This window comes from Natronobacillus azotifigens, assembly GCF_026805325.1.
In the GTDB taxonomy this organism is placed as follows: Bacteria; Bacillota; Bacilli; order Bacillales; family Amphibacillaceae; genus Natronobacillus; species Natronobacillus azotifigens.
Window position 1 is genome coordinate 115,295 of sequence record NZ_JAPRAT010000006.1, and the last position, 14,123, is coordinate 129,417.

Annotated in this window: 15 protein-coding genes; 8 read left to right on the forward strand and 7 right to left on the reverse strand. The window is 38.8% G+C overall.

The window, feature by feature from the left end:
- The first annotated feature begins 298 nt into the window (after window positions 1-298).
- Entirely contained in the window at window positions 299-1,327 is a 1,029-nt protein-coding gene (locus tag OWO01_RS04850; RefSeq protein ID WP_268779310.1) for an acyltransferase family protein, read from the forward strand.
- A gap of 190 nt (window positions 1,328-1,517) precedes the next feature.
- On the opposite strand, the gene OWO01_RS04855 is transcribed toward OWO01_RS04850, so the two are convergent.
- Window positions 1,518-2,384: a fructosamine kinase family protein gene (locus OWO01_RS04855; RefSeq protein ID WP_268779311.1), complete on the reverse strand. Its 867-nt coding sequence runs from the start codon at window positions 2,382-2,384 to the stop codon at window positions 1,518-1,520.
- 120 nt (window positions 2,385-2,504) lie between these two features.
- Between OWO01_RS04855 and OWO01_RS04860 the strand changes: the two genes are divergently transcribed.
- The gene (locus tag OWO01_RS04860) at window positions 2,505-2,789 is read left to right on the forward strand and encodes a DUF5327 family protein (RefSeq protein ID WP_268779312.1); all 285 of its coding nucleotides are present in this window, start codon (window positions 2,505-2,507) and stop codon (window positions 2,787-2,789) included.
- Between the two features lie 97 nt (window positions 2,790-2,886).
- On the opposite strand, the gene gerQ is transcribed toward OWO01_RS04860, so the two are convergent.
- Window positions 2,887-3,408 (reverse strand): spore coat protein GerQ, encoded by a 522-nt coding sequence (gene gerQ, locus OWO01_RS04865; RefSeq protein ID WP_268779313.1) that lies wholly within the window; start codon window positions 3,406-3,408, stop codon window positions 2,887-2,889.
- Between the two features lie 21 nt (window positions 3,409-3,429).
- The gene (locus OWO01_RS04870) at window positions 3,430-3,849 is read right to left on the reverse strand and encodes a cell wall hydrolase (protein ID WP_268779314.1); all 420 of its coding nucleotides are present in this window, start codon (window positions 3,847-3,849) and stop codon (window positions 3,430-3,432) included.
- 659 nt (window positions 3,850-4,508) lie between these two features.
- Between OWO01_RS04870 and pta the strand changes: the two genes are divergently transcribed.
- Window positions 4,509-5,480, forward strand: coding sequence for a phosphate acetyltransferase (gene pta / locus OWO01_RS04875; protein WP_268779315.1), 972 nt, complete (start codon window positions 4,509-4,511; stop codon window positions 5,478-5,480).
- Between the two features lie 44 nt (window positions 5,481-5,524).
- Here pta and OWO01_RS04880 read toward each other — a convergent pair whose 3' ends face one another.
- Window positions 5,525-6,373 (reverse strand): lipoate--protein ligase family protein, encoded by an 849-nt coding sequence (locus tag OWO01_RS04880; protein ID WP_268779316.1) that lies wholly within the window; start codon window positions 6,371-6,373, stop codon window positions 5,525-5,527.
- A 301-nt stretch (window positions 6,374-6,674) separates the two neighbouring features.
- Here OWO01_RS04880 and OWO01_RS04885 point away from each other — a divergent pair, with 301 nt between their 5' ends.
- Both OWO01_RS04885 and OWO01_RS04890 read left to right on the forward strand, forming a co-directional pair.
- On the forward strand, window positions 6,675-7,979 hold the full coding sequence (locus tag OWO01_RS04885) for an HD domain-containing protein (RefSeq protein ID WP_268779317.1): 1,305 nt from the start codon (window positions 6,675-6,677) through the stop codon (window positions 7,977-7,979).
- A 30-nt stretch (window positions 7,980-8,009) separates the two neighbouring features.
- Complete coding sequence (locus tag OWO01_RS04890; protein WP_268779318.1) at window positions 8,010-8,507, forward strand: YwgA family protein; 498 nt, start codon at window positions 8,010-8,012, stop codon at window positions 8,505-8,507.
- Window positions 8,508-8,711: 204 nt separating this feature from the next.
- Here OWO01_RS04890 and OWO01_RS04895 read toward each other — a convergent pair whose 3' ends face one another.
- Both OWO01_RS04895 and OWO01_RS04900 read right to left on the reverse strand, forming a co-directional pair.
- The gene (locus OWO01_RS04895) at window positions 8,712-9,044 is read right to left on the reverse strand and encodes a hypothetical protein (RefSeq protein ID WP_268779319.1); all 333 of its coding nucleotides are present in this window, start codon (window positions 9,042-9,044) and stop codon (window positions 8,712-8,714) included.
- Between the two features lie 57 nt (window positions 9,045-9,101).
- Complete coding sequence (locus tag OWO01_RS04900) at window positions 9,102-9,287, reverse strand: 2-hydroxymuconate tautomerase (RefSeq protein WP_268779320.1); 186 nt, start codon at window positions 9,285-9,287, stop codon at window positions 9,102-9,104.
- A gap of 136 nt (window positions 9,288-9,423) precedes the next feature.
- Between OWO01_RS04900 and OWO01_RS04905 the strand changes: the two genes are divergently transcribed.
- Complete coding sequence (locus OWO01_RS04905; protein ID WP_268779321.1) at window positions 9,424-9,936, forward strand: YwhD family protein; 513 nt, start codon at window positions 9,424-9,426, stop codon at window positions 9,934-9,936.
- Window positions 9,937-10,057: 121 nt separating this feature from the next.
- Here the strand turns inward: OWO01_RS04905 and OWO01_RS04910 are convergent, their stop codons facing one another.
- Window positions 10,058-12,031, reverse strand: a complete 1,974-nt coding sequence (locus OWO01_RS04910; protein WP_268779322.1) for a transglycosylase domain-containing protein — start codon at window positions 12,029-12,031, stop codon at window positions 10,058-10,060.
- A 312-nt stretch (window positions 12,032-12,343) separates the two neighbouring features.
- Between OWO01_RS04910 and speE the strand changes: the two genes are divergently transcribed.
- Complete coding sequence (speE, locus tag OWO01_RS04915) at window positions 12,344-13,171, forward strand: polyamine aminopropyltransferase (RefSeq protein ID WP_268779323.1); 828 nt, start codon at window positions 12,344-12,346, stop codon at window positions 13,169-13,171.
- A 15-nt stretch (window positions 13,172-13,186) separates the two neighbouring features.
- Window positions 13,187-14,062: an agmatinase gene (speB, locus tag OWO01_RS04920; protein WP_268779324.1), complete on the forward strand. Its 876-nt coding sequence runs from the start codon at window positions 13,187-13,189 to the stop codon at window positions 14,060-14,062.
- The last annotated feature ends 61 nt before the right edge of the window (window positions 14,063-14,123 follow it).

Below are 14,123 nucleotides of genomic sequence, written 5' to 3' on the forward strand. Positions count from 1 at the left end.
GGGAGTAACGAACGCTAGCACCCCGAATGGTTCAAAGGCCTTTAGGTCATCCTTTAGGGCTAACAATCAGTGGGGGAATAACTAAAAACCCTCACTGATTGAAGTTTCACTTTATAAGATTCATGATAATAAAGGGAAGTTTCTCATAAGTTGGAGCGAGACTTCCCTTTTCTGGTTGAAAATTTACGCTCGGATTACAATGCTTTAACAATACATTTTCATTACTCCTATTTCTGTTTATCTTTTAGTAAAATGGTTAACACATTAATATTGTGACAAATTTGTAAAGGATGAGTAGATGAATCGAGAAGCATTCTTTGATAATGCAAAAATATTTTTGATATTTTTGGTAGTGTTTGGGCATCTAATCCAGCCGTTAATTACAGAATCTCCCGTGATTTTAACCATGTATCAATTTATCTATCTATTTCATATGCCTGCAATGATACTCCTAACTGGCTTTTTTGCAAAAGGTATCGGGAAACTAGGCTATGTAAGTAATCTAATGAGAAAATTATTGTTGCCATACCTATTATTTCAACTGATCTATTCTAGTTATTTTTATTACACAGGTAGCGAAGGTTGGGATACTCCGTTATTTTATCCACACTGGTCTTTATGGTTTTTATTGAGTCTCTTCTCTTGGCATATCCTACTGATTTTCTTTAAAAAAATCCCCCCTTTTTTCGGTATATCCCTTGCAGTAATTCTCGGCCTTTTGGTCGGTTATATCGATACCATTGGGCATACGTATAGCATTTCAAGAACGTTTGTTTTCTTTCCTTTTTTTCTCGGCGGATATTGGTTAACAAAGGAACAGATTTTTCAATGGAAAGAACCTGTATACCGTTTGATAAGTCTTGTTGTTATCCTCCTAACAGTGCTGATACTGACGATTCTTCCCGATTTTCAAGTCCAATGGTTGTTTGGGTCCTTCTCTTATGGCGCTCTAGAAGCTCCTCAACTTGGTGTGCTATTTAGAATCGCGCAATATTTCTTTGGAATTAGTCTTGCTTTCAGTATTTTTGCATGGGTACCACGCCAACCCTTTTACTGGACAAAATTTGGTCAACAAACATTTTATGTCTATTTATTGCATGGATTATTTATTCACTTTTTTCGAGAAACAGAAATACTACGAATAAATAATGTCTTTGAATTTCTCTTGGTCTGTTTACTTGCAATGGCAATCGTATTGTTATTGTCTAGTAGAGTCGTTTTCTTATCTTTTCAGCCAGTGATTGAAGGGAAACTAACTGCGCTGAAGCTGGCGATGAAAGGAAAAAAATCGACCTACACGGTTGGGAACAGCAAATATATGTATTGAATCAAAAAACGATCGCTCGCAATAAGGAGTCGATCGTTTTTCTTCGGTAGCAACTGTCGATAAGACCACCACTGTAAAACAGCAAAAAAAGTTTAATAATAATGGGGCAACAAATGCTAGTACGAGGACGCCCAGCTAATAAGCAGTGTCACAGAAGGTAGCTTCTTCTCGTTTTTCAAAAGGGAGGCGGTTACACATATTTATTTAGAATCTCATCCACAGAACGCCCATAATGTTCGCCAAATATATTTAAATGAACGAGTAAATAAAATAACTGATAGATTGGTTTTACATCGGTATATTCTTTGGCAAGAGGCCAAACTTCATCATATGCATGATAAAAATCAGCAGGAAAGCCTCCAAATAGTTCAGTGTATGCAAGTTCAAAAGCACGATCACCTACTAATATTGCAGGATCAACAAGATATGGCTGGCCGTTAGAACCGATTAAGAAGTTTCCGCTCCACAGATCACCGTGCAGAAGGGAAGCTGCGGGTTCATCTGGTATGTAATTTGATAGTTTATTCATTAATTTTTCTAACTTCTTCCGTCGGTTTCCTTGAATTATTCCTTGATCTATTCCGTAGTTTAGCTGTGTTTGCAATCGATAGTTTTTATAATAATCCACCCAGCTATCTGTCTGATCATTTGGTTGAGCTAACGTCCCCAAGAAACCATCTACATCCAGACCATATTGCGCGTGCGTGTGCTGATGTAAGCTTGCTAATTGTTCGCCAAGGCGGGTATAGGCACTAGTAATGTTCGTTTCTTCAATCCATTCCAATACGAGAAAGGCCGATTCATTTTCCGTTGTTTCCTGACAATAATAAACTTCTGGAACTGCAATTGTCTTTGTACTTGCTATTCGTTCAAGCCCGATTTTTTCAAATGAAAAAAAATTTGCAGATGCTTGATCGTTTGTTTTGATAAAGTAACAACCTCTATCTGTCTCCACTTTAAATGCTTGATTAATTTGTCCGCCAGATACAGGTCTTACCGAATGAATGGTAGAATGATCATCTAGTTTTGCAAGGATCGGCTTGATTTCTTGTTCCATATGACTCACTCCTTTGTTAAGAAAAACACAATTATTATATCATAGAGTACCGAATGAAACGTATCAAATGAAAAACCGGAGCTTTCGGGGTATAATTAACAAAGAGAATGGAGGGGGAGTATGATCACCAATCAATCTGTATTAAAAAAAATGGCGGAAGAACTACAATCTGCACAACAAAATAGTTCTGATCATGGGAAAGTAAAACAACACGCCCGCGCTATTCGTTTATTAGCCGACCTCTTATTAGATGATAAGGAAGAAAAGGTTGACCCGAAACCGACGGTACATAAAAGTGTACCAGAAGAGCTGGAATTACGGAAAATGATGGGGACTGAACAGGCAACGCCGTCGAAAGAAAATGTAGAAGGATATGACAATCAAGGATCATTACTTGATTTTTAACGAAGCACCAAAAACACTTGAATAACTTGTCCAGGTGTTTTTAATGAAACACAAAAAACCAGTGGAGGTAGTCCCCCACTGGATAAACTTTTTTTCGTTACCTTTGTGATGCGGTAGGTAGTTGTTGCTGTCCGAAAGGTAAATCATATTCTATTCTTTCATCAAACGAAATATAGTCTAAATAAATCGTTAAAAGTAAGTAACGTTTGTCTGTTTCAAGATCGCTGATAATAATGTGATCGCGCCCGGCCGCCTCGACTCTACCTCTAAATATTTTAGCATTCCAACGCTCGTTGTTATCAAATGTCATGTAAATGGTAGCTACTTTTCCTCTATTTAATCGGAGAATATTTTCTACGTAAGATTGTTCTAATGGTAACATCCCTGGTGTTTGTGGTCCATTCGGCTGCTGTTGCGGTTGTGCTTGAGTTGGTGTTTGATAAGAATAAGATGGATAAAATGATGGCTGTTGCATACTCGCATAGCTTGGATAATATGGAGAGTAGCCAGGCGTTTGATACATTCCTTGAGCCATCCCCATATCATACATACCTTGCATTCCTTGCATCCCGTGTGCGGACGCCGATGCACTCCGTTGCTGTTTGTTTTCTTCACTCATTTTGTTTGCTCACTCCTTTTGTTAGACTCTTGGACACTCAGATTCAAGCGGTGCAAAAAAACAATGGGATTTGTAACGGCCAGTATTCCACTGACCAAACCACTGTGCAGGACAGCTACCCTCAGGCAGGAAAAACCATAACGTGCGCTCTGCTGGGTGAAATCGCTCCCCTTTAATTACTCTTCTTGCTAATACTTTGTCTCGCTCGCGCGCAGCTTGATAAAAGTAACCTTTTTGTGTTGCTTCAAAACCACCAGGACTTTGAAATACCATATCTCGAATGTTTCTTAACTCAGTAAAATCCAGACAATCAGAGATGACTCGATTAATACTGGTGTTTCCAACCATTAACATTCCAAGATCGCCATCGCCTTCCGCTTCTGCACGCATTAACCTTGCAAGCAATGCAACATCTTTTTCAGTGTAAGGTACAACTGCCACTCTATCACCCCATTTCAGCAATTACCTTTCCAGTATTTATACTTATGCAACAGATGAAAAATAATGACACATACCTAATCGGAAATTATATTTATCCCGGAGCAACCGTCTGTAAGACTTCCACTTTAAAACAACGAGAATATCAAGTTGTTTAAGCGGGAGTAACAGACGCTATCACCCCGAATGGTTTAGGTCATCCTTTAGGGCTAACAATCAGTGGGGTAATACCTAAAAACCCCCACTGATTGAAGTTTCACTTTATGATTGTTTTGTTTGGACGAAAATTCTCGCTCTTCTCCTATTACTCACAGTAGAGTTTGAAGGTGGCTTTAGCTTGCCAAGGCCAGCTTGTGTAATTCCTCTCTATCCTGTTCTTACAAAAGCACTGGGTGAACTTCTATTATTCATATTTCAACCAATTAGAATTTCTTTAAAGAAAAATAACCAGGGTAATATAGGGAAGGACATCTCCCATTTTCGAAAAAATAAAAAGTGTCATGATTTTGACAAAATTGATTATTTTCACTGTCTAAAGCTACCCTTCCGTGTACTTGTTGCTAGTTTTTTTCATAGAAAATAAAAAAAGTAATCGCTATCCCTTTTAATCAAACACAAAAAAGCGTATTATATATAACAGAAATGTTTTTGGAGGGTAAAAGATGAGCAACTTATTTGATACATTAAAAAGTAGATTAACAGGAAATGCTAGGAAGATTGTATTCCCAGAGGGTGCAGATGAGCGAATTTTAGAAGCTGCAAGCAAGCTTGGAAAAGAAGGTTTGGTTCAGCCTGTATTAGTCGGCCAACAAAATGAATTAGAACAGAAGGCCGCTGAATTACAAGTTGATTTAACCGATGTTACGATTGTTGATCCAAATACTTATGAAGCATTTGATGAAATGGTTGCTGCTTTTGTTGAACGACGAAAAGGAAAAGCAACAGAAGAAGCTGCAAGAAAAATACTGTTAGACGAAAATTATTTTGGTACGATGCTTGTTTATCTAGGAAAAGCAGACGGGTTAGTTAGTGGTGCGGCACATTCAACTGCGGATACCGTTCGTCCAGCGCTTCAAATTATTAAAACAAAAGAAGGCATCAAAAAAACTTCTGGTGTGTTTATTATGGTTCGTGAACAAGAGAAGTATGTGTTTGCTGACTGTGCAATTAATATTGCTCCAGATAGCCAAGATCTTGCTGAAATTGCGCTTGCTAGTGCAGATACAGCAACATTATTCGATATTGATCCTCGTGTTGCAATGCTTAGTTTTTCAACGAAAGGATCGGCAAAGTCAGAAGAGACAGAGAAAGTTGCGAATGCAGTTAAAATTGCGAAAGAAATTCGTCCTGAATTAACATTAGATGGTGAATTTCAGTTTGATGCTGCTTTTGTTCCAAGTGTTGCTGAGAAAAAGGCACCAGGAGCAGATATTCAAGGAGATGCAAACGTATTTGTTTTTCCAGGATTAGAAGCGGGTAATATTGGATATAAGATTGCACAGCGGTTAGGAAACTTTGATGCTGTCGGACCGATTTTACAAGGTTTAAATAAACCAGTAAACGACCTATCGCGTGGTTGCAATACAGACGATGTATATAAATTAGCCATCATTACAGCGGCACAGTCCCTTTAATAGATAGAAAACAACATAATGTTCGTATAAAAAAGCACGGGGGCTTATTCATGGAATAAGTCTCCCAGTGCTTTTTTGTTTCGTACAATCATTTGTTGCTTTCGTTTTTGATACATTTCTTTTTCTATAGCAGTAAGATCGTTCTGTTGAAGCTCTTTCGTTAAGTCGGTTAGCTTCTCTCGAATACGATTTTTTACAAAATCGATTGTCAGTGGCTTGTTTAGTAATGTTGCGAGAGCTTCCATCGTGTTAGGTTCTACTGTTGGATAGGCGAACTTACTTTTTTCACCTTGTAAACCAAGCTTGTAAAACGACTCAATCAATTTCGCGCGTGCTTGATTATCTGCTTCAATGGATAAGTATATTTGAACAGCCACGCCATTTTTTACGCGCCTTTGCGAAATACCGGCAAATTTTTTCCCATCTATACTTAAATCATAGTCACCAGGACAATAAGAACCTTTCACTTCAAATGCTTTTATTTGATCCGTATAGTCAGCGAATAGTTCTTGAATAAAACCGACCATCATCTGATAACCCTCATGAATCCCAATTTTATTACCATCAGCAAACAATAAGGTTATATTCATCACGCCCTTATCCAGGACGACTGCTAAACCTCCAGAGTTTCGAACAACGGCTTGGTATCCTTGTTGGTTTAACCAAGAAACACCTTCTTTAATAAAAGGCAATCGAGCATCTGGAATGCCGAGAACAACTGTTTGATCGTGGGTCCAGATCCGCATCGTTGTTGGGGATGCTCCTTTTTCTACAGATAACGCGAGGGCGTCATCTACGGCAAATGCATCAAGTGCTGTAACCGGTTCTATTGAATTCGTGTGATCAATAAAACGAAATTGATCTTTATGAAATAGTGTTTTCCAGTCTGACATTGTTGTATCTCCTTTGGTATTTTTCTTTCAACAAAAGGGTTGTGTTCCCTTTTAGAGAATATTCGAAAAGTCACCGAATGATAAGCGGCGCATCTCTTTGTTGGCTCGTTCTTCCGGTCCTCATGTAGAGAAAGCCTATACTCTGGTCCTCAGAAGCTTCGCCGCTTCAACCTGCTTGCTGCTAATTTGCTGGCTTTTTGAACACGCCCTTTTAGATTCACCGAAACTATTATATAATGAAAAGACAATTTATGCAGAAAAAAAGAACTGTACAACAAAAATGGAGAAGGAGGATTTCCAATTGGCCTATAAAGATGAGCAATTAAGAGAAGAAAAGGTCTTCAAAGATCCGGTCCATCGCTATATCCACGTTAAAGATCGTGTAATTTGGGACTTGATTGGAGCGATGGAATTCCAACGGTTACGTCGAATCAAACAATTAGGAACATCTTTTTTTACTTTTCACGGAGCAGAACATAGCCGGTTTAATCATTCATTAGGCGTATATGAAATTGTCAGACGTATCTTAGCGAACTTTGAAGGAAAACCTTATTGGAATCCGAATGAACGGTTATTATGCCTTGCAGCCGCTTTACTCCACGATTTAGGACACGGACCCTTTTCTCACTCGTTTGAAAAAGTATTTAAGCTCGATCACGAAGACTTTACAAAGAAAATCATTGTTGGTGATACCGAGATTAATCATATCTTGCGACGAGTGGAGCCTGACTTTCCACAGAAAGTGGCAGAAGTTATCAATAAAACCTATCACGATAAGCTAGTTGTCAGTTTGATTTCGAGTCAAATTGATGCGGATCGAATGGATTATTTACAAAGAGACGCCTACTTTACTGGGGTAAGCTATGGTCACTTTGATATGGAACGAATCTTACGCGTCATGCGTCCTGTCGACGATCAAGTCGTGATTAAATCATCAGGCATGCATGCGGTAGAAGATTATATTATGAGCAGATATCAGATGTATTGGCAAGTATATTTTCACCCGGTAAGCCGAAGTGCTGAAGTTATTCTGTCGAAAATCTTACATCGGGTAAAAGATCTCTATTTATCAGGATACACATTTCGCTTCCAACCGATTCATTTCTTATCTTTTTTTGAAGGCGAAGTTTCCTTACAAGATTACATTCGTTTAGATGAACCGATTGTTTCGTATTATTTCCAAGCATGGACAGACGAATCGGATGAGATATTGAGCGATTTGTGCGTGCGATTTACGAACCGGAAGTTATTTAAATATGTTGAATTCAATCCAAATGCACAAATGGAAGAATGGATGGTTTTGCATCGGTTATTTGAACAAGTCGGTATGGATCCGAAATATTATTTAGTCGTTGATTCCTCTTCTGATTTACCATATGACTTTTATCGACCTGGGGAAGAGGGCGAACGGTTGCCAATCTATTTACAAAAACCAAACAATGAATTGGAAGAATTATCGAGAACGTCAGATATTGTCGAGTCTATCTCTGGGAAAAAACGTACCGATCATAAACTATATTTCCCGTCAGACTTTATTGAAGCATTATCAGATGACCAACCAGAGAAAAAACAGATAATGGATCTATTAGGGATAGCTCGTAATTAGGAATAAAAGATTGGAATAGGGGATGTTTGAATGTTAACAAATCATGCGAAATTAATGAATTTTTTTGTAACAGCCAAGGAAGTTGTTGGACGAAAGAAATTACAAAAAATGATTTACATATTACAAAAATGTGATGTTCCATTTGAGGAGAAATTTACATTTCATTTTTATGGACCATATTCTGAAGAATTAACATTGCGAATTGAAGAAATGTGTAACCTAGGGTTCATTGAGGAAACAAAAGAAGAAAAAAGTAATTATTATCAATATCAGTACCAAACTACCTCTGCCGGGATCGACTTTCTAGACCATGTAAAAGTAGATTTACCACTCTTTTCAAAAAAAGTGGACCTATTAAAAGAGCAAAGTTCTCGGTTTTTAGAGCTGGTTGCAACAATGCTATATTTTGATGAATTACCGAAAGTAGAAGTAGAAGCAAAAGTACGAGAAGTAAAGGCCAAGGTAAATTATACGGATAAGGATATTGAGGAAGCTTGGGCGTTTATTGCGGAACTAAAGCAAACGTGAAAAAAATAAAAAAAGAAAAGGGATTCCGAGTAATGGGAGTCCCTTTCCTTATGAACTTCATTTTTGTAAAGATTAGAGCATTAAAGTCCTGGTCAAATATATTAAAACTTAGCGCCCGTTGCCCCAAGGCAAATAGGACAATAGAAATTGCTGAAGTTTCCTTTCCTTCTTCGTGAGGGTGAGTTTTATTCTTCACCTGTCGAGTTAGTCTTCGAGATGTTGTAACGAAAACTCCTCTCTTTCTTCATCGCCAACTGGTAATTGGCGTATCTGATCGGAATTATCTCTATACGTATATAAATAAGCGAAATCAGGTTCATCGTAAAAGGTAACGGCAACTGCATAAGTTCGATCTTGTTGACCTACATTCACAACGGAAATATCCTCGACATCAGATTCAATCTGATAACCTCTGCTTTCTAAGTGGGCGATCGTATCCGTTTTTAGTGCTTTTTGTGCTTGGTCAGCTCGAAACCAACTGAGTCCTAAACCAAGTAATAAAGCAACGAAAATTGTAACACCTATTAATTTTTTCAATTCAAATTCCCCCCTTTGCTTAGCTAGGAAGTGAACGATGTGAAAAGTTAACTCAATCTACTGGTCGCTCAATCTTTTTCCACCAACCGCATAATGATTTTTACTCATATCTTCAATGAATACAACTACTTTTTCTTTTGAAGCTCCTGTCGTTTCAACAACTGCATCCGTAACCTTCTCGACCAAGTTCTTTTTTTGTTCCTCCGTACGACCTTCTAATAGTTTTACCGTAACATAAGGCATTATTGTCTCCTCCTTTTTTTATTATTGGTTATTATTCTACAAGTGGAGATTCATTCCTGCAAGTTTTGGCAGATGAAATCGATAGCCCGACTATGCTACAATAACAAAAATGACGTGCGTAAAGGGGACATAAGTAATGAGTAATCAAGAAAAGAAAAATAATGCTTTTACAATAATGAAAGACGACTCAACAGACGGTCATGGTGGTTACGGAGTTGGTTCGATCAGCTTGGAAAATATTTCACCGGTCATTGTCGATCCGAATGAGCAGAAAGCATATATTGATATGGGTGCGATGCACGCTCGAAGTGATGTGGAACGTCGAGTGAAATTTATTCCGAATAAGGATGAAGTACCAAATGGAAAGCTTTATTGGATTGTCTGGGTAACCGTAGAATCGGGTCAATCTGGACCTTATTATCACGGTATCGCAGGTAGTGAAATTCGTGTTGATCGTCCGATTAAACGAGCGTATAAATCGATGCCTGAACACGTAACGCATATGGAAAAGTCGATGAAAGGTCATGTAATCGTTGAACACATGGATGATTTGTCTCGTCAATTATTAGGAGATTTTCTTCGTGAATTTAATCAAGACATGTGGAAAAACTCATCAGAAGAAGTAAAAAAAGCATTACCAGAAACGTAAAAAAGAGTTCCAGTTTTGGCTGGGACTCTTTTTTACTTCATAGGTATAGCTGATTCGGACAGAAACGAGCCATACCAAGGCAAAGCAGTCCGAAAACGAGCGCCCTCCCATTTTAACTCAATTATTCCCCCGGATGATCCTTGCAATATTGCCTCGGCTCTGTTCCTTCGACAAAATACATGAGACGGCTAGTTGGACAATACGGTGTACTTAATTTTCCGTTCATAGGATTCACATAGGCTGCTACAATACCAGAAGGTGCTTTAAAGACGCCGACTGATCGGCTTTGATGTGCTTTTTCAATAAAATCTGCCCAAATTGCTCTCGAGGCCTGCTTTTCACTAGTTTTTGTTAAGGTTCGATTATCATCATATCCAACCCACACTCCCATCACCAATTCAGGACTGTATCCAATCATCCAGTTATCCGATGAAGTTGTCCCAGATTTTCCGGCATAGTGTCCAGACAATTGATCAACAATAGGAGCACCTGTTACGGTCATATAACTATTAAGGTTTACATCAAACATACCGGTCATTAGTTGGTTTAGAATAAACGTTTGTTGTGGATCAAGCACTTGCTCTGGTTTTTGCTGATCACGCTCATAAATAACATTTCCATCCTTGTCCACAATTGTTTCAATTGCATAAGGTTCCAGTTCTTTTCCACCATTCGCAAGCATACCATAGGCGACGACCATTTCTTGTACACTGACAGAAGCAGTTCCTAAAGCGAGCGCTGGAACAGCGTCAAACTCGCCCGTGATACCAAACTTTCCAAGCGTCGAAACGAATCGATCTGGCGTGAGAAACAAGTTTGTTTTCACTGCATAGATATTATCACTAACCGCTAATGCTTGAGCTAAAGTGACTTGATCGTCTGCATAATAGTTATTGAAATTACGTGGACGATAGTTAGAGCCATCAGCAAATGCAAAGGTAGTTGGTTGGCTTACCAATGTCGTAGCGGCGGTATAGCCACTTTCTAATGCATTGTAATATAACAATGGTTTTATCGTTGAACCAACCATCCTTTGTGCTTGAACTGCTCGATTAAATGGACTCTGTTGATAATCCTTACCACCAACTAAGGCGGTAATTGCACCGGTATTTGGGTTTACTGCCATTGCGCCTGCTTGAAACGTTTCTTCAACACCTGTATGTTTTTCCACTGCATCAGCTAAATATATTTGGTCATCTGTATCGAGCGTGGTGTATACATGATAACCATCCCGCCGGATTTGTGTGTGATCTTTTTCAAGAATTTTTTCCATCTCCGTTAAGACCACATCACGAAAGTAACCAATTTGACTGGTTTGTTCGTTAGGATTATTAGCGGTGACTGTTAAAACTTCTTGCTCTGCACGTAAAGCATCTTCTTGCTCTATTACATTTCGATCGACTAGGAGTCGCAATAGTAGCTGTTGACGTTGTTTGGCATGGTCAAAATGGTTAATCGGGGAATAATGATTCGGCCGATTTGGAACCCCAACCAGTAAGGCCGATTCAGCTAGACTCAGCTCTTCATTTGCTTTGTCAAAATAAAATTGACTCGCTGCCTCGATCCCGTAAACACCATGTCCGTAATAAATCGTATTTAAATAGCCTTCAAGGATGGTCTCCTTATCATAAAAAAGTTCTAGCCGAATCGCGTAAAACGCTTCTTTTAGTTTTCTTGACCACGTCTTGTCTTGTGATAGATAGAGATTCCGTGCATATTGTTGTGTAATCGTACTAGCTCCTTGTTGCAAAGAGCCGGATCGTATATTGTTAAGTAATGCCGCGCTAATTCGCTTATAATCAAAACCACTGTGCTCATGAAAATGTTGATCTTCCAGTTCAATCGTTGCGTTTACTACCATTTCGTTCATTTCATCAAGTGGCACCCAATATCGATTCTCAACCCCTCTTTCTTCCCCAATTTTTTCTCCATTCGCACCGTAGTAGATGGTATTTTGATCAGCGGTTAATGGTGGTGGTCCTAAAGAAAAGATAAATAGAAATAACGCACCAATCACTAGGGAAAATGCGATTAGTCCGATAACAAGTATTTGATAGATTTTTGTTCGTATCTTTCTCTTTCGATTATGATTCATGCTGAAGAACTCCTTTGCAGCTTCTTTCGATTACTAACATTATGGTACGATTGCCCAACCATTAAACCTAAAATTATGACAAGTTTTGCAGAAAAAGACTTGCTTTTTTCGGAAAAATCTCTAAAATTAATTTGTTTAGCGGCATTATTTGCTAGAAACAATTAATAATAAGAGCGAATGGTCTCTTTTTTCGAATGACTCCTGAATTACATACTGGGACTACTAATCATGGTGGATGTGAACCTCGTTGTTTGAAGACGTTCGTAAAAAAAGGTTAAGATAGAAGAAAGCAATCAAAAGGAGATGGTAATGATGGATTTATGGTATACAGAGAAACAGACCGATGATTTTGGGATCACGGCAAAAGTAAAACGTACGTTACAATCAGAAAAAACGGATTTTCAACAATTAGATATGCTCGAGACAAAAGAATGGGGCAACATGCTTGTATTAGATGGTATGGTCATGACGACAGAAAAAGATGATTTTGTTTATCACGAAATGATTAGTCACGTTCCTTTGTTCACACACCCAAACCCGAAAAAAGTACTCGTTGTTGGTGGTGGGGACGGTGGAGTCATTCGTGAAGTGTTGAAGCATCCATCCGTTGAAAAAGCGGTGCTTGTTGAAATTGATGGAAAAGTAATTGAAGCATCAAAACAACATTTACCAAGTATTGCTGGTGAGTTAACCAATCCACGCGTCGAGGTAAAAGTAGATGATGGTTTTATGCATATTGCGAAGAGTGAAGCAGAATATGATGTGATCATGGTCGATTCAACAGAACCAGTTGGTCCAGCTGTGAATTTATTTACGAAAGGTTTTTATGCTGGGATCGCAAAAGCATTGAAAGAGGATGGTATTTTCGTTGCACAATCCGACAACCCTTGGTTTAAAGCAGATCTGATTAAACAAGTACACCAAGATGTATTAGAGATCTTCCCGATAACGAAATTATATACAGCAAATATTCCAACCTATCCAAGTGGTTTATGGACGTTTACTTTGGGAAGCAAACAACATGATCCATTGAAAGTAGGGCAAGATCGATTCCATCAAATTGAAACGAGTTATTACACTCAAGCGCTACACCAAGCTTGTTTTGCTTTACCAAAATTTGTAGAAGATTTAACAAAATAGAAAGGGCGTATAGCGATGCGATTTGATGAAGCATACTCGGGAAAAGTTTTTATTATGGCTCGTCCTGACTTTCACGAAGCAAAAGCAGTATTATACGGCATGCCGATGGACTGGACGGTAAGTTTTCGACCTGGTTCACGTTTTGGCCCGAACCGAATTCGAGAAGCTTCGATTGGTTTAGAAGAATATAGTCCTTATCTGGACAAGCATTTAGAAGAAGTAGCCTATTTTGATGCTGGAGACATTCCGTTACCATTTGGGAATGCAGAAAAAAGTTTGACACAAATCTATAACTACATTACAACGTTATTAGATAAAGGGAAGTTTCCCCTTGGTCTAGGTGGAGAACACCTTGTTACTTGGCCGATTATCCAGGCAGTTCATCAAAAACATCCAAATGTGAAACTCATTCACATAGATGCACATGCTGATTTACGTGAAGAATATGAAGGGGAAGTTCTCTCGCATTCGACACCAGTTAGAAAGGCTTGCGAGTTAATCGGACCAAAAAATGTATACTCATTTGGCATTCGTTCAGGAATGCGCGAGGAGTTTGAATATGCAAAAACAAGTGGCATGTACATGGCTCGTTATGATGTGGCAGCACCGTTGGCAGAAGTTTTACCAAGCCTAGCTGGGGAAGATGTCTATGTGACGATTGATATTGATGTCTTGGATCCAGCGTTTGCTCCAGGTACGGGAACAGCTGAGGTAGGAGGGATTAGTTCCAAAGAATTGCTGGAAGCGATCCACCTCATTGCCAAATCAGACGTTCGTGTCGTTGGTGCCGACTTAGTTGAAGTTGCACCTGCTTATGACTCTTCTGAACAAACAGCTATCGCCGCAAGCAAGTTTGTGCGTGAAATGTTACTCGGATGGGTAAAAGAATAACAATCTATCGATGGCTTGAGCAAAACCCCTCAAGCCATCTTTTTATCCCGGAGCAACCGTC